The organism is Flavobacterium sp. 1355 (genome assembly GCF_017833415.1).
Lineage (GTDB): Bacteria > Bacteroidota > Bacteroidia > Flavobacteriales > Flavobacteriaceae > Flavobacterium.
Window position 1 is genome coordinate 221,673 of sequence record NZ_JAFICC010000009.1, and the last position, 26,857, is coordinate 248,529.

The following is a 26,857-nucleotide window of genomic DNA, read 5'->3' on the forward strand; positions in this document are numbered from 1 at the left end:
TCTTTGAGATTTAGCGACTTTGAGAGCAATTTTACAGCATTATAAAGAAGATTTAAACTTTCAATTATTTACTGCTATGTTTTCAAAAATTATTTTAAATCTAATAAAGGTCTAACCAAAGTTTCTTTGTTATTAGCTAAATCTTTCCAGTCTACTTTTATTGCCGGATTTACACCATTGATGTAATCTTCGATATTAGAATATCCATCACCGTTTAAATCTCCTTTTGCATCTGATGGGTCGTTTGGATTTAATCCGTATTTTTTCTCCCATGCATCCGGTATACCGTCTTTGTCTGTATCTACATATGGTTTTCCTTTGTATTCCGGGTATCCTCCAACCTGAGAGATATCTGTAATAATTCCTTTTTTATAGGAATCCATTGGTAAACGTCTGTGCTCGAATTGGTAGAATTCTTTTTTCTCTAATCTTTTTGCATATTCAGGAACTCCTGTTTTTACTGTTCTTACGATTCTTTCATCTACTTTATCTCTAATTGGTAAAGTTGCTCCTACGTTTTTCAATACAAATTCGTATGCTTCGTCTGCTTTCATGAACGGGCGGAACCAAGGCATTGGGAAAGGCTTGTCGCTTTTCATTTTAGCAAAATAATCTTTGGCTTCATCATAAGACATTAATTCACCTTTTTTATTTTCAATCTGAATTCCGCCATCCCAGTTGTCTTTTGTTACTTTTTCGTTGTTATTTACAATGTTTCCGTTTACGTAAGCTCTACCAAAAACCATATAAGACAATTTACTTCTTCCTGATTCCGGCTTTAAGATTCTGTAGCTTATTGGCTGTGTTAAATCGGTTACCGGGCCTGGTTTGTAAAAGTTATTGATGATGTTGTAGTTGGCTGTATAATCTCCCCCATCAGTAGATCGGTTATACCAGTTGAAAACGACGTTATTCACAAAATTGAAAATCCCGTTCCACCCGATTGAAGGATTTCTACCCGCGTTATTTGCCCACATATTTCTCATAAAAGAGCAATTTTCTCCTCCTAAAGTACTACCGAAAGCATGATTGTACGTATCCAAAGCTTCTCCAAATAAACTGTTTTGGATTGTAATGTTTACTGTTGGTTTCTTTTCGTCCGGATATCCTGCACCCGGGCTGTACATGTGTCTGTACATAGACATGTTTTCATCTAATCCCCAAGTTGCAGAAACGTGGTCGATCATGATGTTTCCAACAGGATTTCCTCCAATTGCATCGTCACGACGGCCTACAAAAGTTTCTCCTCTGCGGAAACGCATGTGTCTGATAATTACGTCATGAGTATCAATCCAAATTGATTCTCCTGCAATACAAATTCCGTCACCAGGAGCAGTTTGTCCTGCGATTGTGATGTAAGGTGCACGAATAATTAACGGACTTTTGATTCTGATAATTCCGGCAACATTAAAAACTACAATTCTGGCTCCTCCTTGTTCGCAGGCTTCACGTAAAGTCCCAGGTCCGCGATCTTCTAAACTTGTCACAGTGTAAACATTTCCGCCACGACCTCCATAAGTAAACATTCCTCCTCCTTCAGCTCCTGGAAAAGCAGGAATCTCTGCCTGTGGTAAATCATTTGGTCGGGATGCCCACGGAATGTATGGTTTTCCTTGTCTGGCTTCTTTTTCAATAACAACTAAAGCTTTTTCCCAAGCCTCATCAGAAAGTTTTGCAGCTTCTTCTTTAATTGCTTTTTCCTGAGCCTGAACTTCTGGGCTTATCTTCGGATATTGAGCAAAACATTTTGCACTTCCTAAAAAAAGCAGGGATGCGATAAATAATGCGGAATTTTTCATGTTAATTCTTTCTTTTGGTAATTCTGTTTAAACAAATCACCTGTATCTTTTGACGAATACAGGTGAAAAGTTTATATACTAATTCATTTGATATTTATTCTTGATAATTGAAAGTTCCAGTTCCTCCAAAATTATCATTCCAGCCTATAGTTTGTAATAACCATGGGTTTTGAGTCAATGGGGTTGTATGAAGCCCATTAATATAATAATTAGGATTAAATTTAATATTAACAGCTGCACCATTAAAGCTATCCATAGGCGTAACTAATGCGGTACGAGTAAAGTTGGTATTATAAAACGCTGCCAAGGCTGTTAGCTGTGCATCAAAATTAGCTGCGTCCGGATCTACTACAATACCGGCACGAGCAGCAGTTAAAGGATCAGTAGTTGATGATGCTGCTGTATTTTTGTATTGTAAAAAGTTTCCTGTACGTTTTGTTCCATTAATTGGGGTCAAACCTAACTTAGTAACAGTCCCCCCACTAAGTCCAGGAAGCACTGCGTTATCATACAACATCCATCTCTGAACGTCCCAGAAACGTTTTCCTTCGTAAGCTAATTCTACTCTGCGCTCATATAAAACTGCTTCAATTGCTGCATATTTATCTGTCGGAGTACCTATTCCGTAATTATTTGCAGAAGGAATACCAACACGGCTTCTAATTCTTCCTAAATAAGCTACAGCATTATTTGTCTGACCCAATGCTGCATAACATTCTGCAATGTTTAACAATAATTCAGCATAACGATATTCCATAATATCAGTTCCTGAATATTGGAAGTTAGTTTCTTTACTTGCCGCTGTATTACTCATTTTTCTAACAAATGCCGGGCTTGAAATTGAATTATTTGATTCAGAGAAACCTGCTTTGTTACTGCCATCTACCCAACGATAAGCCCATAGAACAGCATTTGGGGTTTCTTTATATCCCCATTTTACTCCAGAAAAAGCAAATGTTCTGTAAAACCTAGGGTCTCTGTCAACAAAAAAAGTGAAATCATTATATCCATTTGCTGCTGTTGGTCTTAAACCATTTTTCATAGGGAACAAATCAATCATTTCTTTAGGAGCAGAGATTCCTCCACTTCCACCTAAACTAGGCAGACGAATTCCTTTCTCCCATGAATTATTTGTTACATTAGGTGTTACACCTGATCCACAAAGCTGAACAGTTATCGCTTCAGAGCAAAATGCATTATCTATTAGAAACATTGACTCCCATTGTTTGATTGAATTGCCATACAATCCATATCCGTCTTGTGTCAATTGAGCCTCTGCTTCCAGTCCGGCTTTCAAAGCTGCGTCCCAGCGGTCATTAGCACCATCCCAGTTTTTATTAAACAACGGACTTGCAAAAGTTAGTAAAACTCTTGATTTTTGAGCTAAAGCTGCTCCTCTTGTAAAACGACCGTATTCAGTATCCCATCTTCCTGGTAATAAAGAAGCTGCCATATCTAAATCTTTTACTATCTGAGCAACAACTTCAGAAACTTTTGCTCTTGGCAACTGAATAGTTGGATCGTCTGCTGATGCATTCTGGTACGTAGTTACAATAGGAACTCCGCCATAGGTACGCATTAAATCAAAATATTGTATAGCTCTCAGATAATACATCTGTCCTTTTGCACGGTCGCGAAATGTTTTATCCAGATTAGAACCTTTTACATCAATTTCTTCCAGAAAAGCATTACATTCTCTAATTCTGTTGTAAGGATGATTATTAATACTGGTTGTAAGTTTAGCACCGTAATAAGTGCTCGCTTCTGCAGCATTAACTAAGGTTTTGTTTGGATTGATATAATCCTGTGTGCCTCCAAGCTCTTCTGTTAATCTGGAATTGGTATCAGTAAATGATCCGACTACAGTTGATATAGGAGATTTATATGCACTAAAAAAATCATAGTACTGGTTATCTACATAGGCCTGCGCACGTTCCTGAGTTTGGTAAAACGTATCATCATACAAACCAATACTCTTCTTATCTTCTAAAAAATCATCACTGCATGAAGTACCTAATGCCATCAAAAGCGATAATGTTATATATTTAAATGGTGTTTTCATAATTACTTTTAATTTAAATTAGAATGATACGTTAAAATTAAGCGACCATGTTCTAAGTGTAGGATAGTTTACAGAAGAATTATCATACATGTTACGGTAATGATCCGGATAAGGATTGTATAAATCCCAAAGGTTATTCCCGGTAACTCCTAAAGTTATGCCTGATATCTTAGTATCTTTGAAAACCTTTTTAGGAATTTCATATCCAACACTTAAGTTTCTAACAAAACAACGGAAAGTATTTATTTCCCAGAAATCTGAAGGGCTTGACATATAGGTCCATTGCGCTACGTTAGGATATTTACCATTTGGGTTATCCTCAGAATACATATCACTCCAGAAACTTTCACGAGACCACATATTGTGAGTCGATGATGTTCCTTGGTTTACTAAATCAACGAAGTTAGTTCCTCCCCATGAAGTTGCAATTTGAGTTCTTAGATAAAACCCTTTGGCTTTAAATCCTAAGTTTGTAGTAAACCCGTAAGTTCTACTGCTATTTGCCAATTTCACATAATCATTATCTTTTGCGATCTGACCATCTGCAGGTGCTAAAGTTCCATCAGGGTTAAGTTGTCCTGCAACATCCTGATAGGCCAATGAACCTTTTCTTATTCCTGAAGCAGAATTGATATCAAAATACTTTGGCGTACCGCCAACTTCAGTTGCACGCTCTGTTAAATAAGCCCAATAGTTGGCAATATCTTCATCTGTACGAAGAATACCGTCACCAGTAGATGTTCCTTTCCATACTTTGAATCCCCAAACCGGGTTGAAACCAACAGAATTTCCTACTCTTGTTGCATTATTAGACGGAAGTACATTACCCTGATCAGGATATTTTTTTACTTCATTATTGTTAAAGCTAAAATTAATTCCCACATCATAGCTAACGTCGCTTTTTATTTTATCACTCCATGAGATACTAAACTCTGATCCCCATGCATCAATTGCACCATAGTTTTGTTCTGCAAATGCACCTCCAACAGAAATTGGTACGCCTGTAGCACTACTCATATCTGTTAATATGCTTGTTGATTTATCATAATAGAAATCTGCAGTAATATTCAGTCTGTTCTTTAAAACATTCAAATCAAAACCTAAGTTATTTTTTACTGTAGTGTCCCATGTTACACCTCTGTTAGGAGTTACTCTAGGTGTTAAACCTATACCATTAGTTCCTCCATTAGACCCAAATTGAAAACCTTTATCAACAATAACATCATAAAACTGAGACCACCTCCATGGTTGTATATTGTCTTTTCCTGTTTTACCGATAGAGTAACGAATTTTAAAGAAATCAACCCATGGTACATTTTTTTCAAACCATTCTTCTTTAGAAACTACCCAACCCAATTGAAGTGATGGGAAATATCCCCAATAATTTTCAGGTGCGAATTTCGTAGAAGCATCACTACGGAAAAGAAACTGGAATAAATATTTTTGTTTATAGTTATAATTGAAACGTCCAAAGTATGATAATGTTCCTCCTTCAACCTTTGTTGCCTGGCTATTTGACTGACTTAATGTCCCTGCTGTACGGTAATCTCCTAAGTAATCTTTGCCCGTTTGTTCGAAAGCTAAACGCGTAAATGTATTATAAACTTCTGAAGCTTCACCACCAACCATTGCTCCAATCTGATGATCTCCAAAAGTTCTGTCATAGTTAATTAAAAAGTCTCCTTGAGTACTTTTACTATCAGTATTATTATAATAAACCCTTGAATTTCTTATGTTTGTATCCAAAATATAATCACCATCAGGATTTGTTGTGGCATTATAAAAAGTAGGATTCGCTGCACTTGCAAGGTGATTACCTAACAACTCATAGTTTCTGATTCTTGCCAGATCGTAAGGTAATTGAATCTGTTCTGTATAGCTTGAACTTTGAGTTCTTGCATAGTTAACTTTGAAAGACAAACCTTTAACAGCTTGTATCTTATAATTCAAAGAAGCATTAACATTATATGAATTATCTTCTGTAATCTGGTGTGAACCATTATTTAGGTTCGCAAAATAATTCCATCCGGCAATATTGTTATTAGCATTAGCGCTTTGGAAATTTTTATTTGAGTTAGGAAATGGCGATACATAATATTGTTTTCCATCAACAACTGTCTGCCACGGAACATGCTGTGGCATGTGAAGTAAAAATCCATAATCAGCCTGTTCCCCACCTGAAGCAGATGCGTAACTACCATCACTAATATTAGCTGACGCTTTAGTAAAAGATTTATCAACAGTTCCGGCATTACCTGAAATCGAAGCAGAAAAATCTAATCCTTTTGCAATTTTAGCGTTTATTCCTGTACGGAAATTCCATTTGTCATATTTTTGATATCCCAGATTCGCATCCTGAGTAAAATAAGTAGCTCCTGCAAAATAAGTAACGTCTTCACTACCGCCACTAACAGAAAAAGTGTGTTTTTGTTGAATCGCTGGTCTCCAGGCTTCTTCTAACCAATTATAATCTAAATTTTTCATTTCTTCCAGTTCAGCCGGAGAATACAATTTAAACGTTTCAATAGTAGGGTTTTGAGAGGTGAAATATCTATTACTAAAAACTCCAAACTCATAAGCATTTAATACTTTACTATGACTAACCGCATCATTTACAGCAAACTGACTGTTGTAATTGAACTTTGCCTTACCAGCTTTACCACGTTTTGTTTTTATAACAATTGCACCTTGAGATGCACGGGCACCATAAATAGCCGCAGAACCATCTTTTAGAACAGTCATACTTTCAATTTCAGAAGGATCTAATCTGTTGAACTGTTCCAGTGTTGGTTTACCAGTCGCAGGGTCAACCTGTATCATATCGTCAATGATTACCAACGGTATTGTAAAGTTTCCATCCTTGGAAAATCCGAAAGTCTGACGAATCTGAATACTTCCAGCCTCTCCGGGACGGCCTGATCCACTTGTAACAGAAACACCCGGAACTAATCCTTTCAAAGCATCAGAAAGGTTTGTTACTGGCAAATCAATAAGATTGTCCGTGTTTATTGTAGCAATAGCACCCGTAAGTTCCTTTTTTCTCTGAGTACCATAACCAACCACTACAATGTTTTCTAATTGATTAGAATCATCCTGCATGCTCGTATTAACAATAACACGTCCGTTTAATGGCAACTCGACTTTTTTCATTCCGATAAAAGAGAAAACCAATGTTGCTCCGCTCTTTACCTTAATTTTGTACTTTCCACTGTAATCTGTAGTTACAGTATTTTTTGTAGATTTTTCAGTCACGTTAACTCCAGGAATCAACAGTCCTGAGTTATCAGTAACTGTTCCTGTTACTATTACATGTTCTGAGTTTTGAGCATAACTCAATACACTCATCAGTGTAAACAAAAGAAAACTACATCTTTTTATAAGTGCTTGTTTCATAAATTGTTTTTTTTGGTTAGGTTATTAGATTGTTAGTTTAGTCATGAAAAAATTATGGGTCTATTCAAGATAAAAAATATTTAAATAAATCTTAAAGTATTTCTTTAAATGTCAAAAACACATTTATTTTTTGTATTCCAAAAATATAACGACGCTACATTACAACCGTCCTGTTCTATCCTGTATGAATCGTATAATCTCAAAAAAAATCAGTTAAAAAAATTATATTGATAAAAATATGAAAGAAAAAATACACGAAAGAAAAAAAAGAAAGAGTTGCTTTGAGTTTTTGTTAAATTTTTAAACGCTTTAAAACATAAAACAATAAAAAACAAAGCAAAACTTCCTTTAACCTGTTTATTTTTCAAAATTTAGAAGCTGGTCAACTGATATAGAATTTATTAGGTGGCGGTAGTATTTTATATTTTTAAGTTTTAAGAGAGTTAAAAACAATAGTTTTTTCAAAATAAAAAACTTACAAATACATTGAAGGCTAGTTATATAATTTTAGAAATGGAATATCAAAAAAAAATCTTTTTAAACGGTAAATTCTGACCAATGATTGATTTTAAAACCTTAAAATTCATTGATCTACCAATTATTAACCTCAGCTCAATGCGACATCCAAACCGTCATTTCGCCTTTTCCTTTATTTCCCCAGGCAAAATACGGAATCAATTTTACCGGAACTGAAGTCACATCGTTGGAGGAAAGAGGCTTGTATAATGTTTTGTTCCACGAATTATCTACAGAGATTATAGCATTGGCCTCAATATTTAATAATTTTCTATTGTTTAAAGTAAAAAAGCTGGTATTGAATTTAGAACTGATATCCAGAGCAACATCGTTTACACTAGTATTTGCCGGAAGCTGATCTGATTCTAAACAATACACCAAAGGTCCTCTTTTTACAGCAACCTGATTTTTAACTTCTTCGACTAACGGATTTGCCTGCATCAGTTCTACCGGCATCGGAAGATTTAATTCGATTACATCTCCTTTTTTCCATTTTTGATTCAATTGCAAATACGTACCAGAAGCAATTTTATCATTAATACTTGCATTATTAATTGAAACCGAAGCATTTTGACTCCAACCCGGAATTCTTAAAAAGAAATTCAGTAAATCTTTGGGTGCTTTTATAATTTTTAAAGTTATTTTTCCGTCCCAAGGATAATTGGTTTGCTGTTCAATTTCGATTTCTTCTCCGTTTAAAGATTTTGTTTTCAATTGATTACTTCCGTATAAATTCACATACAAACCTTCTTTTGAAAGATTGTAAGCATAATTTCCAACTTCGGCAACAGTTCGTGTTACGTTTGGCGCACAGCAGTTTGATAAGGCAATATAACCTTTGCGCTCATTTCCCCAACGCTGTTCAAACGGCAGATCATTAGAAACATTCAGCGGATTGTTGTAAAGAAATTTTTCTCCTTCTAAATCCATTCCCGAAAGCACGCTGTTATACAAAGCCAATTCTACAATATCAGCATATTTGGCATCGCCGGTAATTTGCAGCATACGCCAGTTCCACAAAACATTTCCAATATTAGCGCAGGTTTCTGTATGAGCCGTAGCATTTGGCAATTGAAAAGGACGGCCATAAGCCTGATGAATTTTTTGTACCTCTGTGGGGTTATAAGAAGTTCCGTCTGGTGAAACTCCATCGTACAAAGAACCGCAAGCACCGGTAATGTACATTTTTCGGTAGGTCACATCATCCCAAATAGATTCTAAATTGTCTAATAATTTCTTTTCTCCGGTTTCTGCATATAAATCGGCAACTCCGGCGTATAGATAATTCGCTCTTACGGCGTGACCCATTGCGGTGGTTTGCTGTCTAAACGGAATTCTGTCCTGATTGTCATCGGTTCCGTCATTTGTGGTTCCACGAATGTCAATTAAATTATTGGCCAATTCCAGATATTTCGGATTTTTGGTCGTTCTGTACATTTCGACAATTCCCATATAATGTGACGGGCAAATGGCATTTCGAGCCAATTCCGGAGAAGCTTTTTTGTAGAAATCATATAAGAAATCGGCAACACCTTTTGCAATATTCAAAAAGTTCGTTTTTCCGGTTGCACGATAATGAATGCAGGCCGCAGTCATTAAATGCCCCATGTTGTATTTTTCAAAACCCAATTGTTTTTTAACTTCTTCAGGCCCTAAAGTTCCCCAACGTTCATCAATTAAAACCGGAGTATGAATGTAGCCGTCTTTGCGCTGTACTTTCGCGAAAAGCGCAATGGCTTTATCCATTTCCTGATCTAGTTTTTTGTCCTTTGTAACGGCATACGTTGCTGCCATTCCTTCAAAAATCTTGTAGAAATCACCATCATGAAATGAAGGTCCTTTAAAAGTTCCTTTACTTTCTCCGGCTGCAATTTCAAAGTTTTTATACGCATGCGAAATTTCATCATTATGATACAAATCCCACATGTACGGCAGTGTATTTTTGGTTTCGACATCAAATTGCTCTTTCCAAAAACCGTTTGTCCATTTTACATCTTGCAGGCCGACGCTTTGCAATTTCGAATAGGGACTTTCTGAATTGGCAACTAAACCTTTATTCTGAGCAAAAATTACTGTTGAAAGGAATAAAGATGATATGATGATGTTCTTTTTCATTTTAATAATTTTGTTGTGAATTATTGTAACGCGGATGATACGGATTGCTAAAGTAAAACGGGGATTAAAACGGATTTCTTTTTATCTGCTTAATCTGCAAAATCTGCGGGGTTAATTTTTTCACGCAGATCTTGCAGATTTTTATCTTGCCACGAATTACACGAATTTCCACAAATTATTTTTAGAATAAGTGCGGAAAAAAATTAGTGGAAATTCGTGTAATTCGTGGCAACTTCTTTTTTATTTCACAAAGAAATTGATAGTTCTGTTCATTGAATCTCCGTCTGCATCTTTTACGGTTAGGATGAAAGAAGCTAATCCTTTCTCGATAGCTGTAAACTGAATTTCTTTTCCTTGTAAAACCACTTTTCCGTTTTTAAGATCTGAGAACGTGTAAACTGGTTTATTTTCATATCCTTTGAAAAAATCAGTTGCATTTAAAACTTTTTTATCTCCAGTATTCACAAAATAATGAGGCTGTGCCATCCAGTCTAAATAAGTATCCAATTGTGTAAATCCGTCTTTGTCAGTATCCTGATTCGCATCGGAGAAATCTCCGGCTTTTGAATTTTCGTTTAAACTTAAGGCTTTTTCCCACCAGTTTGGCAATCCGTCGTGATCCGTATCCCAATCTGCAGGGCGAGTTTCAGAGGCAAAATTTGGCCATCCGCCGGCATCTTCTTCATTGTCAATCATACCTGCCAAACCACTTTTGCTTCCTTTATAAGTAAAAGTTCCTTTTAAAGTTTCATCCACAATTCGGTTATCATGTTTGTCAAAAAACGGCTGATTGGCACCAACATCTGAAAGTACATTTTTATAAGCCGCTTTCGCTGATTGTGTTGCTACATACGATGCAAAAAAGGGTTTGTCTACAAAAGTTTCATAGTCGACTTTCTCTTTATTTGTGGTAGTAAATTTTCTTCCTTTCTCCTGAGATTTCTCATCAAAATAACCCGGCATAACATTTCCATCAAAATAATAACGCTGCATTCCTTTTCCAACTCCTTCATGTTGTGCATTTAAGGCCACAAAAATTGCCGTTGAACCTCCGGGTTTGTAATAATTGTTTACAAAATTCACTTCATTTGCTCCTCCGTCAGTTGTTCTTTTTCCCCAATTGTACACCACATTATTTGTGATATCCAATCTTCCTGTGTAGAATCCGTCACCGCTTAAACCGCCGCCAATACTCCAGTTTCTACCGTAGTTGTGCGCCAATAAGTTATGATGAAAACTGCCGATATCCCCGCCAATTGTTGCTGCATAACCGTGCATTTTCCCTTCTTCGTATTTACCATGACCCGCCACGTTCAAAGCTTCAGAAATTAAAGTTCTTTGCAATGTAATATGATGGGCACTACGAGAACTAAATGATTCATCGATCGTCCAGCTGATTGAGCAGTGATCAATAATGCTGTAATCTGCACCAGTTAATCCCATCCCGTCAAAAGTTCTTCCGCCGCCAATTCTAACTTTCAAAAATCGTACAACACCGTCATTTCCAGTCAACCCAATTGGCGCTCTGCTGATCGTGATTCCTTCGCCCGGCGCTGTTTGTCCCGCAACAGTAACATAAGGCTGATTTACCACTAATCTCGAAGCAAGTTTTATATTTCCCGAAACATTAAAAACAATCGTTCTGGGTCCAATTTCCTGATTGACAGCATCGCGTAAACTTCCTGGTCCATCATCGTTTAAATTCGTTACTTCAATCACTTTTCCACCACGACCTCCTACGGCATAGCGTCCGTAACCTTCCGCTCCCGGAAAAGCCAATTGTGCAGGTTTAAACGACCAAACATTTCCTAACGTTACCTCGCCTTTAGCATCAACTTCGTCAACTCTCCAGTAATAAGTTGTACCACTGTATAAATCGGAAACTGTAAAAGAGTTAGCAGTCAGTTTTCCTTTGAATTCTCTTGAAGAATCTGTTGCATTCTCTACCGCATTTCTGTCTTCACCAAAATACAATTTATGAGACGCAACACTTTTTGGAGCATCCCATTTTAAGATTAAGGTTTTGGATACTTCAACATGTTCGTCACGATTTTTTGGCTCCGGTGTACGCGCCTGATTCATTAAGTTTGGCGTATCAATTTCAAAACCATTAATCACAATCTGTTTTATAACATCAGGATTAGAAGTCGGATCAATTTCAAAACGAACGATCACATCCTTCCCTTTTTCAGCATTAAAAGTAATATACGACATAGCCGCATCAATTTTAGCATTGGCTCTCTGACTCGCATTTACCGTTTCCTGAAGCTTTCCGTTAACGAAAATCTTTATTGGAGAAAAGGTTTTTCCCGTAATCACATCAAAAGCATTATGAAAAGTCAAAAGCGTATGTTTTCCAGCATTCAATCCGCTGATTTTCAATTCTAAATTTTCAGCCGTAATCAAACCGTCGCTTCCTAATCTGTTATAATGCGGAGCGCTCATTCCAACTTTATACCATTTCGATGTAAAGTTTCCTTTTAGTTTAAAGGATACAGTATTGAAGGATTTAGCATCTTCTTTTCCTTCATTAATCACCCAGGAATCATAACCCGGATCGTGAACTTCTTCTAATCTTCTTTGAAAAAAATCAAAGTCTACTTTTACAATTTGTTTATCTGTATTCTGTGCTTGTGCATTTGCCGTTAAAAGCATTGCCAGAGTCAAAGAACCCATTAATTTCTTTATCATTTTGGTTTAATTTAATTTCGTTTTTTCTGTTTCAGATTTTCCTAACAGATTTATAATGTCTTTTTTTCTTCCTTCCGGAATTACCTTTAAAACTTTCAATTCGCCGTTTAGCAATTGTACTTCAACGGTTGTATTCTGTTTTGCGTGTAATTTAAAATGAACGTTCCAGTCTTTTGGCCAGGATGGAAAAAGATAAATTTTTCCATCACTTTCCTGCAAAAGCATTTCCTGCATGCCAATCATTCCTGCGCCGCCCCAATTATGATCCGGAACCCAGTCAAAACCCGGTCCCCAAAAGGCAGGGAAACGTCGGTCTGAATTTGCCATTTTCATTGTATTATATTTCGCAGCTTCTTTGGTTAAACCCAATCTTGCCGCAAAAATATTATCCTGTTTCCAGCCAATATGACTTCTGAATTTTACCGCATCTGAATCGTATTTATAAGTATTTAAAGCCGTTTCTAAATCTGGTTTTCCAATACCATAAATGCCCCACGGATAAACGGGATACAATTGGGGTACTTCAGAGTTATTGACTCTTTCCCAGGATTTCGCCGGAACCAAAACTTTATGATTTTCAATTTGCCCAAAATTCAAAGGCGGAATTCTCTTTTGAAAACCTTTTAGATATTCCAGTCCTTCGTTTGATAGTTCTTTTTCAGAAAGGTTTAAAAGATTGGCTGTAATTACCTGTAAAGCCGAAATTGTACTATTGGCATTATACGCCATTTTATAAGTTTCAGCGCCTGAACCCGGATATAAAACTAATTTTCCGTTTCCGTCTAAGGCTTTTCTTCCTCGTTGTTTCGCCAGATATTGATAATGTTCATCAAAAAAACGAAGACAGCTGATAATAAACGAATTGTATTTCTGAATGTCTTCGCCTGCATATTCTTTTTGCTGCAACATCATTTGGCAGAATTCAAAAACCGTGTCCCATTCATACTCCAGCCAGGCATTATATTCCATACCCGGATCATAATCTTCGGGACGTTTCCATTCGTATTCTGCAGGATTTGGTAAACCGAAATTTTCCAGTTGTTCTGTAAAAGAAGCACCGTTATGATTCCAATAAACTTTGCTTCTTAATTCAGCATTTTTCTGTAAACTCAAATAATAATCCAGCTGCGATTTCATCATGTCAAAATCTCCGTTTTTTATCATCGGAAAATAAACCAATCGCTGGTTTTGAGCCGTCATGGTTCCTCCTCCCCAATTTCTAAAATCAGGCGTGAAATCTAAATCTGGATTGGTAAAAACGGGATCAACTGTAAAAAGTCCGCCATTAAATTTGGTTGGGTATTTTCCATAAGCGTTACATGCTAACATATAACGGAATAACTGATAATTCTGCCCGATTTGATACACCGAATCTTTCTTAATCGATTGATTTTTCTGCGTAAAAATAAAACTGCGGTCCCAGAAATTATTCCACCATTTTATCGTGTTTTTTTCTGCTTGTTTTGAAGTGTTTTTGTTTGATGAAATTTGACTTTTTAATTCACTATTCCAATTATTTAAATCGGATTGACTGGTATTTAAATAAAGCTGTAATGAATGTTTTTTAGAGGGTTTTATACTTGATAAATTAAACCCTTTAAAATCTGTCGATTGGTATTTTCCTAGATACGTTCCGTCTGGTTTTAAATTATCACCGGTCATAAATCCGCCAAAAGTCAAACTGGCAATCGGGTTTAGCATTTGGTCTTTTACCGATTCCATTTTCTGCTGTTTCACTGCCACATCAAAAACGGTATTTTCCCTGTTTCTGTGATAGAATTTGATGCCGTTGTTTTCAAATGAAATCGAATCTTTATACGTAACAATTTCTCCCTGAGGCGCCCATTTATAGGAATTGGCATTATTTGCTTTTCCTTTTGAATCGCGGTTTTTATAACGCCAGCTTTCATACGAAGCCGTCATTTTCAAGGCATTTTTACTTTCTAAATCCAAATGAATTATTGGTTTAAAAACATCAACCCAAAGTTTAATTTTTGTGTCATTCTGCCCAATTATAATATAACCGTCTTTTAATTTTAATTCCTGATGAAAACCTGCTGCCCCTGCAAATGGGTTTGGCGTTAAGGTTACTTTTACACGCCCTAATTTCAATAAAGTATTGTGTTCGTCAAAAGTCCCGCTTCGCGAAAAATAAAAATACAAATCACCTTTTTCTACCCAGACATTCATACCAATATCACCGCCCCCTAAAGGCATAGATTCTGATGAATTTTGGCTCTGCGTTTTCCAAACCTGATCGTAATTTTCAAGCACAGGAATTTGCGCTTTCGCGAAAAGCGTAATGAAGAAAAAGAAGATGTAAATTGTATTTTTCAAACTTATTATTTTATTTATTTCATTTTAAGCGTCTGGTTTGTCATTCTGAGGAACGAAGAACCACACTCGAAACTCCGCGCGGCATGTCTTCAATCTTTGTCGATTTACGCGTGTGATCCCTCGTTCCTCGGAATGACAAACTAGATTTCAAACTCATAATTAACAATTATCAAATTATAAAATTACCATTCATCCGTTCTAAAAGACGACACCGGCAAACCTCCCGCACTAAACAATTCTGCTTTTGCAAAATCTTTCCATAAATAGCGAACAGCAACAGGTTTCTTTACTTTATCTGAAGTTAAAACCACTGATTTTCTGCGGGCAACCGTTTTCGCCGGATAAAAAACTTTGTCTTCTCCTGCCAATTCAAAGCCTAAAACTTCTTTATCGTAAGAGGTAATTCCGTTCGCAACATCATCAAAAGAAACTGTTACAGATCCGTCCTTTATTTCCATTGATTTGTATTTCGGACTTTCGAATTCGAAACCTTCAATTCCGTATGTTTTGGCCAGAGCCTGAAAAGCTAGTCGGTTTCCGCCTTTTTCTTTGTCCATTGGATGAATGTTATTTTCTTCGCCAACATCCATTAAAACGGCCATTCCGGAATTCGGAATTTCCTTTGAAGCCTTAAACTGCGCTTCTCTCAAATAAGCCGAATTGTATTTCTCCAAATAGTCTTTTGGATGAAAAGAAGCATAATTAAACGGTGCAATCTGGGCAAAATAAAAAGGAAAATCTCCTTGTTTCCATAACATTCTCCAGCTTGAAACCATTTTTTTCATCAAAGCGGTATACTCCGAAGCTCTTTCATAATTGGATTCTCCCTGATACCAGATACAACCTTTTATTCCGTAACCAATTACAGGCGAAAGCATTCCGTTAAATAAAGTCGTCGGCACACGATTGGGATCTTTTGCCAGTTCTTCTTTTGTAGTCGGAATTTTAGCGCTGGCAAAATCTTTCAGCATTTCCTGATTCATCCAGGCTTCCATGCTTGAACCGCCGTAAGAAACATGAATCAAACCAACCGGAACATCCAAAACTTCCTGCAAAAGCGAACCAAAATACCAGGCCGTTGCGCTAAAATTTGAGGTTGATTTTGGCGATGCGACTTCCCATTTTCCTTCAAAATCTTGTAAAGGTTCCAAAACCGTAGCACGCGGAATTGTAATTAATCGTATATTTTTATTGCTTGAACGCACGATGATTTCGTTTCCGTTTTTAACGGGCTGACCCGGAAATCCTTTTAACGGCATTTCCATATTCGATTGTCCGGAACAAAGCCAAACCTCGCCAATTAAAACGTTTTTAATTGTTATTTTTTCGCTTCCTTCTGACACTTCAATAGTAAACGGTCCGCCGAATGATGGTGTTTGCAATTCTGTTTTCCATTTTCCGGAATTGTCCGCTTTTACTTTATAGGTTTTAGAATTCCAAGATGTTTTTATTACAACATTTGCGTTCTTTTCTGCCCAGCCCCAAATAGGTGCATTAGCCTTTTGCTGCAGCATCATATTATCTGTAAATAATGCCGGCAGTTTGATTTTTGCATGGAGTTGAAAGCTTGACAAAGCAATAACAAATGCAATAATTGAATTTTTAAAATTTCTCATTTTCTATTTTATTTTGCCACAGATTAAAAGGATTATTTAGATTTTTTCTCTTTGGCTATATTTTTATTTTTTTATTTCTATATTATTTGAATTGCCTCCAGTTTAACTGGAGGTCATAAAATTTTTCAATTCCTAAGGCTTTAGCCAAAAAAAATAGTTTGGCTAAAGCCCAATACTTAATTTTTTCTAAACCTCCAGCTGAAGCTGGAGGCAATTGATTTTACTTTTCTCTTATCACAGATTAATAATCTTTTTTAATCCTTTAATCTGTGGCTAACTTTTATTTTTCTTTTACAATGTTTACTGGCCCAAATAATCCCGCCTTCAACAACGGTTCTCCTTCTAATCTATAAGTCGCATTTGTCCACGTTGACCTTTGTTCTTTTGGTAATTTCTGATCGCCCATTAAACGGTTCGCCCATGTATTGGTGATCTTGATTTCGATTGTGTTTTTTCCTTTTTTCAAGGCTTGCGAAATAGCTGTTTTATAAGGAAAAGTCCAAAGCGTGCCACAATCTTTTCCGTTGATTTTAATTTCGGCTATATTGGCAATTTCACCTAAATCAATCCAGATTTTATCAGTGTCTTTTCCTTTCCAGACAAAATCTTTTTTATAAACTGCAGTTCCGGAATAATATTTAATTTGTTCATTTTCAGAAGTGCTCCAATCAAACAATTTGTTGATTTTTACTATTTCTTTTGGACCTTTGTATTCCGGATCAAATTGCAATTCCCAATTTTCATCTAATGTCTGAACGTTTTCAAATTCTAAACCTTTTTGATAACCCTGTGCCAGAACTTCTTTTGTGTTTTCTTTAAAAATGACAAAACCAGATTCGTTTGCATCCAAATTAATATCTACAATTGTTCTGCCATTTTCGATTTTCCAATTGGCTAAAGCCGAAGTTGTATCGGTCACCGGATTGTACCAAACCGGAATTTTTTCAATAATTCTAAACGAAGCTTCAAACGATCTTTTTTCTCCTTTTTGATTCGAAATAAAGTAAATATCTTCTGTATTCGATTTGCGATGTGCCCAAGCAATGGTTTCAGAATCGGCCCTGTTTAATTTCGGAAAATAAACGTCTTGTGTAATGCCAATTGAAGCAAAATCATTTTCTAAATACGGTAACTTAATAACTGTTCCTTTTCCTATTTTCCAAGTTGTTGCATTTGAATTGTTCCAAATTTCATCAACAACATTTTGCCATTTTTTAAAATCTTCATTGGATTGTAAGCCAGGCTGTAAATTTGGTTTTTCATCTACGAAAATCGTTGCACCGTCTTTTACTAACTGCAGGATTTTTTCGGCAGAAGCCAAAGAAAGCAGTTTATTTGGTGCCATTTTATGACTTCCCGGAAACAATAAAGCGCCGTATTCGATTCCGCCTCCAAACGATATTTTTCCGTTTTCAAATTTTCCGCGGTTAATCAAAACATCCGAATTGAATGAATCGTATTGATAACCATTCATCGCATTAGTCCATTGTGATAAATCGGTTAAATTTTTAGAATAGGATACTTCTTTTGGCATCTTTGCGGTTGGCTGTCCTTCATTTTTTAAACGAACAGACTCGCTTTCAATTCTTGCTGCTCCAAAAACATTCGGAATAAAAGGCACTAAACGATCCGGAAGTACAGAACGAGAAGGCAAATCTTCGCCAATAAAAACAGCCAAATCAATAACCGGTTTTCCTTTTTGTAAATGAAACTGCACTCTTTGGCAGTATTCAAACCAAGCTTTTCCGGGCTCCCACCAAGTCTGGTCTCTCTGGAAATAGGTTCCTATTCCGTCCAGAGTCATTCCGGGTTTTCTGTCCAGCCACGGATTATGCACAAAAACGTGATAGAAAAAACGGTTAATTCCAAGTGCATAATTTCTATCGGCAACCACTTTTAAATTTCCCGGGTGTTCGTCCCAATCCATTTTTAAAGCCGTGAAAGCCTCGGCCTGAATAATATCTTTTCCGTAAATATGTCCGGCCGAAATGGCGTCTGACATATCGTTTGGTTTGTCGTGCGTTGGGCTTTTCAGCCAAAACTCACCACTCGGATAATCGATATATTTAAAATGTAAAAGTCCATCGCTCATCATGGTTGGCGCTACATTTTCTGAACTGAATTTTATATTTGCATCATCGGCAATTTGTCTTAAAGTCCCGAAGAAATTATCGGCCACCAATTCTGAAATTGTTTTTCTAACATCGTATAAAACTTTCTCAGAAGTCTGAATATCTTTTACGGGAATTCCCGCCATTACAGGCAGATAATCTACAATATCGTAACCTCTTCGGGTTTTGAATTCGTTTCTAAAAACAGGCGACCAATTCTGGCTTCCGCATTCCCAGCTGTCCATGTGCAGGATTTTAACCACTTTTGATGCTAATTCGGGACCAGCAACGCGAAGCATTTCTCCAAACCAATGATCGAGCTGAAAACGAATGGCTTCTTTATTGAACTTGTCTACTTCTAAACCTCTTCCCGCACCGGCCGTTGCATTTTCATGACCTGTAGAAGTCTGACCGAAACGGATGATTCTCCAATTCGCTTTCGCGGAAGCTTTCCAGTTTAAAACTCCATTTGCATCCACAAATTTCGAAATATTAATCATTTTTGAAGGATCGATGCAGTTTTCTGTACTGATTCCTTTTTCGGTTACTTGCGGACTTAAACGCCAAATCGCTCCCGATTTCCCCTGATAATTATCGATTAAAGGTTCGCTTGACAAATAGATTTTGGCGACTTTTAAGCCTTGATTCCATTTTGCTGGATCCAAATCTTCTGCGCCGGGTTCTGTTCCTTCGGGATCGTAAACAAAACGGAAATATTTGGCTTTTGTGGGTATAATACTGTGGGTATAAAATGCATCGACATCCTGCCAACCATGACGCGGCGTTGTTAGTCTTCCTAAACTTTTAAAATTTACGCCATCATTACTGTATTCAACAATTAAGCGATGTGCCTGATAGTTATTTCCTTTGGTTTCTATTTGAATGGATTTACACAAAAATGGTTCCTCAAATTCATATTGAATCCATCCTTTTTTCGGCATTCTAAATAATCCGTCTTTCTCTGATGAACTTAAAATTGTCGCATCAGATTCCGGATTGGTTGATGTTATTTTTGGACGTTTTTTATTCGATGTAATAAAACTTTCTTGCACCGGAATCGCAAATGTCGCAATGTCTTTATAATAGTCTTTGTAATGTTTTGGAACGGCTAATTTTAGGTTTTTGAAGTTGTTTCCGCTAACAATTGTATCTTTCCAAACTACTTTTTGCATTGATAGTTCGGGCGTAATCCACGGCCCTCCGGCAACGGCAAAACCATCTGCGGGATGAAAACCAATTTTCACTCCTACTCTATCTGCTTCAATTAAAGCCCAACGCACCAATTCCCAGAATTCTTTACTCAACTGCAAAACCGGCGGATTAAGCAATGGCGGATTTGCCGGGCCTTTTATCGTCATTAAATATGCACCTTCGATCCCTGCTCTTTTCATCGCTTCTAAATCAGCCGTAATGACTTCTTTAGAATAGGCGCTTTGCATCCAATACCAATAGGTCCACGGTTTTGAGGATTCTAGGGTTGGTTGAAAAGGTGTTTTTTCTTTTTTATGGATTTCCTGTGCGGAGACTAAGCTCGCAAACAGAAGGATAAAAAAGAAGTGTTTTTTTTGAAACATTGTTATTGCTTATTTTTTCTTTTGTCATCCTGACGAAGGAAGGATCACACACGGAACTCTACACAGAGAATCGCCAATCTTTGTCGAGCTGCTAGTGTGATCCTTCCTTCGTCAGGATGACAAACTATATCTTTAATTTTTAATTTTCCTAAACTAAAATACCTAACAGGTTTTGGAAACCTGTTAGGATAGATAGATCTTACTTAATATTTTAATTTCTTTAAACTGTTTTCTAATTCATTTTTTGAACCGCTGAAAGGGGTCAAATAAAAACTATATTGATAATTTCCTGATTTAATTTGATATTGCTCAATTGGCTGAGCAACCAATGTCCAGCTGTCGTTTCCTCCAACTCCCATTTGCATTAGATCGATATTTACCGTTAAAAATCCCGGATCTTTTAATTCGTATGTATGTGTGGCAGTGCTCAGGTTTTCCTGTGTATACGGCCATGCGCTCATGCTTAAAACTTTTGAATCGTTTACGATCAAAAATCCGCTGTTTTTTTGTGGTGTTGTCAATGCCATCCATCTCACATCACATCGGTTTCCATTTTCCTGAGGCTTTACATAATGTTCGATAAAGTCATTAATTGGAAGCGAATATTTGCCCACAAACGAACCAAAACTTCTGTCGTTGTAATTTTCCAATTCCCCTTTTCCGTACCACGAAATCTGGTCAAATTTTCGCTGAACACCCATCTGCATTCCGATTTTTGGAATGTTTGGCAGTTTGTTCGAAGCCTTTAGACTGTAATCTACTTTTATCAATCCGTTTGGCAGGATGTTGTAAACCACATTTACGCTGGCACTGTCTTTTATAATTTCGTAATCGCTTGTAATTTTAATTTCCGAAGCCGATTTGTCTATTGAAATGTTTACCAATTTTGGTTTTGCTTTGTACCATTGTTTCAACAATTTTTGAGATTTCCAGCCTCTTTTATCGTTATCTGTCAAGGGTCTAACAAAATTTGGAAGTAATGGAGCAAAAACTTGTTCTTCTCCATTGAAAATATACGAACTCAAAGCACCATTTTCTTTATTGACTGTAATATCGAAAGTTTTTCCTTTGATTTTAAAATCAGAATCGGACTCTGAAACGTTTAAAGTTTCTCTTTTGGATTCAGGCGAAACTGCTTCTCTCTTTTTCAACACAAATTGATCTTCCGCGACAGCGTAACCTTTTGACGCCCAAAGTTCATCTTTAGAAAGTTGGAATTCTATATTCAAAATATACTCGGCATCGCTTTTCATTTTTGGCAGATACTGACTTACATTCAAAATCGTTGATTGCCCTGCCTCGACTTTTAAAGGTTTTAAAATATGAGTTTTAATGATATTCCCGTTTTCTAAGATTTTTAAAACCGGAATATAAGCTTCTAATGATTTAACCGACTGGCGATTTTTAATTTCTAACTGATTTCCGTTTAAAGTCGAAATTGCTAGCTGATACACCCATTTATTCTCAAAAATTGATCCTTTTGGTTTTCCGTTAGAATCTACAATTCCTTTTGTATTGAAGTTTCCGTCGTGGTATTTTTCGCCAAAATCTCCTCCGTGAGCAAAATAATTCTGTCCTGATCTGGAATCAAATTTTACCAATCCCTGATCTTTAAATTCCCAAATACAACCTCCGATTACTCTTGGAAGTGAGCGGAATTCATCCCATAATTCTTTTAAATTTCCAACTGAATTTCCCATGGCATGAGAATATTCAACGAAAATAATGGGCCTTGTATCTTTCTTTTGATCGACTAAAAATTTGGGAGTGAAAACGCCTGGATAGAAACGGCTCACCATATCGACATACGAATCATCCTGCGGATTTTCAAAACGGTACGCGTGATCAATCGTTTTAGGATATCCAGGATCAAGCGGATCAATATATCCGTCTAGTTTTGCATTTCCCTGTGCCGGTTCGTAATGCACGGGACGCGTAATGTCGAAATCATGCACCCAACCCGACATTGCAGCGTGATTTGGTCCTTTTCCGCCTTCATTACCCAAACTCCACATCACGACAGACGGATGATTTTTATCTCGTTCTACCATTCGGGTCATGCGCTCCAGATAAGCGTTTGTCCATTTAGGATCGTTGCTCAATTTACCGCCAATTCCGTGTGTTTCCTGATTCGCTTCGTCCATCACCATGATTCCGTATTGATCGCATAATTCGTAAAAATAAGGATCGTTTGGGTAATGGCTGGTACGTATAAAATTGAAATTGAACTTTTTAATCGTGGTAATATCTTGTTTGATATCTTCTCTGGTAACGGCTTTTCCTCTTGTCGGATGATGATCGTGACGGTTTACGCCATAGACATAGGTTTCTTTTCCGTTGATGAGCATTTTTCCATTCTCCTTGGAGAATTCAATCGAACGGAAACCTACTTTACAGCTTTTGGCTTCGGTAACATTGCCGTTTTTATCTTTTATTGAAAGAACCATTGTGTATAAATTCGGCTCTTCGGCACTCCATTTTTTTGGATTTTGAATGGTTTCCTGAAAAAATCCAAAACGAACATTGTCCAGACGAGGATAACTTTCGTTGATTAAATCGAGCACAGGTCTTTGAAGCGGTTCTTTGAACATTGCTATATTATTGGCATCGTACAATTGAACATTCATGGTGTAATCTTTAACTTTTTCTCCTGTCAGATTTTGTACTTTCGGACGCAGTTTAAAAATCGCGTCCGTGTATTGTTTGTCTAGTTTGGTTTGAACAAAGAAATCCTGAATGCGCAGTTTTGGCTCTGCCATAATGAAAACTTCACGTTGGATGCCGCTCATACGCCAGTGATCCTGATCTTCGAGATAAGAACCATCTGCCCAGCGAATTACCTGCACCGAAACTACATTTTCGCCTTCTTTTAAATACGGCGTAATATCAAATTCTGATGGCAGAAAACTATCTTCGCCATAACCTAAAAATTCTCCGTTTAACCAAACCTGAAATCCTGAACTTACGGCTCCAAAATGCAGGGTTACGGTCATATCTTTCCAATTGGCGGGAACTGTAAAACTGCGCTGATAAGAACCAATTCCGTTATAATCTTTCGGAATATAAGGCGGGTTTATTGGGCGAAACGGATAAACGGCACTTTTGTAAATTGGGTTATCATATCCTTTCATTTCCCAGTTTGACGGCACTTCTATTTTGTCCCAAGCCGACACTTTTGATTTGTAAAATTCTTTATTTGCTTCTTTTAAATTTACGGCATATTTAAAATCCCAATCGCCGTTCAGCATTTGGATTCGGCTTTTGGTTCTGTCGCCTTTTAAAGCGTCTTCAATACTTGTATATGAATATGCGGTCGCTCTTGATGGCTGTCTATTAATGCTTGTAACGGTGGGATCTTCCCAAGGCGCAAATTGGTATTTTTTATGTAATTCAGGTATTCCCGCAGGTTCTCCTGTTACGGATTGGGCATGAGTCGTGTAAGATGTGAGAATTAAAACTACTGTCAAAAAATCGAAAGTCAAAAATCGAAAGTTGAAAAATTGCTGAATATGATTTGGCTTAAACATTATTTTATTTTTATTTTTTTGTCATTCCGACGAAGGAGGAATCGCACTAGAAATTCCGCAACTATAATCGCCAATCTTTGTGGTTACTAGTGTGATTTCTCGTTCCTCGAAATGACAAAATTGTGTCTTTAATTATCTTCTGGTTTAGAGCTGACAGGTTTTAAAAACCTGTCAGCTCTAGAACTCATTATATCTTAATACTTTTATCTTTTCTTCTTCTCCGGCGGTGCAACAAAATTCAATCTGCTTTTTCCTACATCTTTAGAAGTTGCAACGGCAATTCCTCTTTGTTCGGCTTTGTTTACGGCGCAGTAAAAATGATATACTACTCCGTCATGTTTTACAACAAATGATTTGTGTGCAAACAGATCATCATAGGGTTCAGATGATTTGATTAAATCTTCTCCTTTCCAGTCTGTCCAGTTTACTAAATCATTCGAAACTGCAAAACGGTTAAATGCACCTTGATTCCACCCCGTCCAAAAAGCTCCAAAATAAAACATAACCCAGGTATCATTAATACGCTGAATATAAGCATCTCCTGAGATTCCTTTATGATGATTGATTAAAGGTTTATTGCCATAACGTTTCCACTCTTTCATGTCGTTCGATACTGCCATAGCAATACGCTCTGCGCCTTTTGCAGGATTTAAACTATCGCCTCGCGCATTGTAATACATGATAAAATTGTGCCCCGTAACTTTGTCTTTATCGCGAATCACACTGTTTTTATACATCGTACTATTGTCCCACCATCTGGCGTCTTTGTCTTTTGGTGTTAAAACCGGATTCTCTAATCTTTCGAATTCGTGTGGTTTTGTTGGTGATTCTTTTGTATATGCCATTCCGATAGATAAAACTCCTGCTTCGTAACCTTTACTGTCTCCGCCAAAATAACTCATCCAGTATTTATCATCGTATTTTTTCCATTCGTAGCTTCCGCCCCAGGTTGGATCTTGCAGCGAAATATATCCTGCTTTTTGGTTAACATCCCAATGTTTTTCATTTTCTGAGAAAGACATTACTTTTCCCAGATATTTCCAGTTTAGTAAATCATCGCTTTCGGCAAGCCAGGTTTCGTAACCTCTTCCGTCGTAAATTAAATACGTCATAAACCATTTACCGTCTTTTCTAAACACGCTCGGGCAATCCATTTTATAGGAGTTGTCTGTTAGAACCATCACTAAACCGTATTTATAAGGTGTTTTTATTTCGTTATAAATTTCCTGCATTACGGTTTCGGTAATGTCGCGTTTCTTGTATTTGGTTGCACAGCCGGTTATGGCAAGTGCTGAAATGGTTATTAGTAAATATTTAATTTTCATTCGTTATGTTGTTTTGCCACGAAGTCGCTAAGGCCCTAAGTTTTTCTAATCTTTGTGAAACTATGCTGGTGAAATAATCTCGCAGAGTCGCGAAGTCGCAAAGTTTCTATATTCTATGTTCTATTCTCTACTCTTGCTTCTATTTCAATTCTGATAATCTTGTTTCCATCACATCTTTGTTCAGTTTAACTTTTACCATTCCTGTTGGATGAAATCTTCTTTTTAAATCAATAGCATTATACACAATTGTGTAGACATCGTTTCCTTCTGGAATTAAGCATAAAGGCGTTCTCATAATATCCCACCATTTATTGACTTTTGTTTCTATGGGTAAATATCTTGCTTCTGACCATTTAATGCCGTCTGCAGATAATGAATATGCCATCATATTGGGTAAGTGATGTCCCCAGCCGTCTGGGCCTCCGTCAAAAATAGCGATGTACATTCCATTTGGTAATTGGCTCACGATCGGATTTTCGACAAAAGTTGGGTGCATTGTTTTAATGGGTTCCAAACCTTTGTTCATTCTTTGCCATGGCCCTTCTAAACTTTTTGATTCGGCCAAAGCCACAAACCAGCCTTTACCTGATTTCTTGGGATAATCTGCCCAAGAATTAAATGGATAAGCACCGCTGTAAAATCCGAAATATTTATCGCCAACTTTATAGGGGAAAAATGAAGCAACTCCCTGACGTCCTTCCCAAGGCTGGGAATCTAATCCCGGTTCCATAATAATTCCCATATCTTTATAAGGTCCGCCAATTCCGTTGATTCCTTCTACGGTAGATTCGCATCTCCAAATTCTTCCAAAAGAGTGATTTGGTTCTATTTCTTTACTAACCGTATAAGCCAAATAATAACCGTACCATTTGTTTGCCTTTTCGTTAAAAACCGGCATATACGACCAAATTGCGGCACGGCGATCATTCATTGGGTTATCATCTTCTGTAACGGCATAAGTTCCGCTGGCTTGGTAAATGGTTGATTCTCTTTTCCAAGTGATGGCATCTTTACTTGTCCAGTGACCAATTCTGGTTTTTACACGATCGTAGTAATAATCAACACCTCTCTCTCCTGCTCTTTCTGTTGGAAACATATGATACGTATCGCCTACTTTTACTACTCTTCCGCCTTCAAAACCTCCCTGAATTCCTTCTGTTCCAGACATTCCTTCATCAATAACGGGTTTGTTTTCTCCTCCCATAATTTCGAAAAGTGGTTTTTCATCTGAAAATCCTTCTACAATAAAAGTTGGATTCCAAAGTTTTCCGTCTGGAAATGCTGCGTTTCTTTTTTCTAATTTTTCAGAAGCTTTTACCACTCCTAAAAAGGCAAATAATCCTTTTCCCGGATTTATCGTCTGTGTTCCTTTTGAATAGGAAACGGCATACACATTTACGGGAGGTAAACCTGTAATGGTCAGTCCGTTTTCTAAAACCAATTTTGCATTTTGAATTTTATCTGCCGGAAGATATTCGGAATTATTTTCATTAAAAATACCAATCAAAACCTGAACAGTTTCTTTAAATTTTAATTGTAATGGAGCATTTGTTGCATTTTTATATTGATTTAAAGGAAGTTCAACTCCTGTCAGACCTTGTAATTCCGGAGCTAAACGAACAATATTATGTTTACTTCCCGCAAATACATGTGCGTATTGTGTGGTTTTGAATGTTTTGTAGTTTGATTTTACGAGTTCAAAAGAGGCGGGTTTCCAGCTTGAATTTTGTGCTAAAACTGAAAATTGAAAGCACACTGAAAACATCAGTAGAAAAACTGTTTTTAATTTGA

Annotated in this window: 11 protein-coding genes; all 11 read right to left on the reverse strand. The window is 36.9% G+C overall.

From position 1 onward, the window contains the following. Positions 1 to 89: 89 nt before the first annotated feature. Positions 90 to 1,799 (reverse strand): polysaccharide lyase, encoded by a 1,710-nt coding sequence (locus tag JOD96_RS13485; protein ID WP_209564760.1) that lies wholly within the window; start codon positions 1,797 to 1,799, stop codon positions 90 to 92. A gap of 94 nt (positions 1,800 to 1,893) precedes the next feature. Further along, positions 1,894 to 3,861, reverse strand: a complete 1,968-nt coding sequence (locus tag JOD96_RS13490) for a RagB/SusD family nutrient uptake outer membrane protein (RefSeq protein ID WP_209564761.1) — start codon at positions 3,859 to 3,861, stop codon at positions 1,894 to 1,896. 18 nt (positions 3,862 to 3,879) lie between these two features. Beyond that, positions 3,880 to 7,254 (reverse strand): SusC/RagA family TonB-linked outer membrane protein, encoded by a 3,375-nt coding sequence (locus JOD96_RS13495; RefSeq protein WP_209564762.1) that lies wholly within the window; start codon positions 7,252 to 7,254, stop codon positions 3,880 to 3,882. Positions 7,255 to 7,866: 612 nt separating this feature from the next. Continuing rightward, entirely contained in the window at positions 7,867 to 9,885 is a 2,019-nt protein-coding gene (locus JOD96_RS13500) for a glycoside hydrolase family 127 protein (RefSeq protein WP_209564763.1), read from the reverse strand. A gap of 240 nt (positions 9,886 to 10,125) precedes the next feature. Continuing rightward, the gene (locus JOD96_RS13505; RefSeq protein ID WP_209564764.1) at positions 10,126 to 12,576 is read right to left on the reverse strand and encodes a polysaccharide lyase family 1 protein; all 2,451 of its coding nucleotides are present in this window, start codon (positions 12,574 to 12,576) and stop codon (positions 10,126 to 10,128) included. Positions 12,577 to 12,582: 6 nt separating this feature from the next. Then, positions 12,583 to 14,913: a DUF5703 domain-containing protein gene (locus tag JOD96_RS13510; protein ID WP_245188413.1), complete on the reverse strand. Its 2,331-nt coding sequence runs from the start codon at positions 14,911 to 14,913 to the stop codon at positions 12,583 to 12,585. A 182-nt stretch (positions 14,914 to 15,095) separates the two neighbouring features. Then, positions 15,096 to 16,529 carry a sialate O-acetylesterase gene (locus JOD96_RS13515; RefSeq protein ID WP_209564765.1) on the reverse strand — a complete coding sequence of 478 codons (1,434 nt, stop codon included), beginning with the start codon at positions 16,527 to 16,529 and terminating at the stop codon, positions 15,096 to 15,098. A gap of 280 nt (positions 16,530 to 16,809) precedes the next feature. Then, positions 16,810 to 20,214 carry a glycosyl hydrolase gene (locus JOD96_RS13520; RefSeq protein ID WP_209564766.1) on the reverse strand — a complete coding sequence of 1,135 codons (3,405 nt, stop codon included), beginning with the start codon at positions 20,212 to 20,214 and terminating at the stop codon, positions 16,810 to 16,812. A gap of 203 nt (positions 20,215 to 20,417) precedes the next feature. Further along, positions 20,418 to 23,696: a glycoside hydrolase family 2 TIM barrel-domain containing protein gene (locus JOD96_RS13525; RefSeq protein WP_245188414.1), complete on the reverse strand. Its 3,279-nt coding sequence runs from the start codon at positions 23,694 to 23,696 to the stop codon at positions 20,418 to 20,420. 248 nt (positions 23,697 to 23,944) lie between these two features. Next, a complete protein-coding gene (locus JOD96_RS13530; RefSeq protein WP_209564768.1) occupies positions 23,945 to 25,066 on the reverse strand; it encodes a glycosylase in 1,122 nt (373 codons plus the stop codon). Positions 25,067 to 25,205: 139 nt separating this feature from the next. Next, positions 25,206 to 26,831, reverse strand: coding sequence for a hypothetical protein (locus JOD96_RS13535; protein ID WP_245188415.1), 1,626 nt, complete (start codon positions 26,829 to 26,831; stop codon positions 25,206 to 25,208). Positions 26,832 to 26,857 lie beyond the last annotated feature (26 nt).

Excerpts from the sequence above, each read along its gene's own strand:
- JOD96_RS13485 (WP_209564760.1), bottom strand. The coding sequence starts at position 1,799 with ATGAAAAATTCCGCATTATTTATCGCATCCCTGCTTTTTTTAGGAAGT.
- JOD96_RS13490 (WP_209564761.1), bottom strand. The coding sequence starts at position 3,861 with ATGAAAACACCATTTAAATATATAACATTATCGCTTTTGATGGCATTA.
- JOD96_RS13495 (WP_209564762.1), bottom strand. The coding sequence starts at position 7,254 with ATGAAACAAGCACTTATAAAAAGATGTAGTTTTCTTTTGTTTACACTG.
- JOD96_RS13500 (WP_209564763.1), bottom strand. The coding sequence starts at position 9,885 with ATGAAAAAGAACATCATCATATCATCTTTATTCCTTTCAACAGTAATT.
- JOD96_RS13505 (WP_209564764.1), bottom strand. The coding sequence starts at position 12,576 with ATGATAAAGAAATTAATGGGTTCTTTGACTCTGGCAATGCTTTTAACG.
- JOD96_RS13515 (WP_209564765.1), bottom strand. The coding sequence starts at position 16,529 with ATGAGAAATTTTAAAAATTCAATTATTGCATTTGTTATTGCTTTGTCA.
- JOD96_RS13520 (WP_209564766.1), bottom strand. The coding sequence starts at position 20,214 with ATGTTTCAAAAAAAACACTTCTTTTTTATCCTTCTGTTTGCGAGCTTA.
- JOD96_RS13530 (WP_209564768.1), bottom strand. The coding sequence starts at position 25,066 with ATGAAAATTAAATATTTACTAATAACCATTTCAGCACTTGCCATAACC.
- JOD96_RS13535 (WP_245188415.1), bottom strand. The coding sequence starts at position 26,831 with ATGTTTTCAGTGTGCTTTCAATTTTCAGTTTTAGCACAAAATTCAAGC.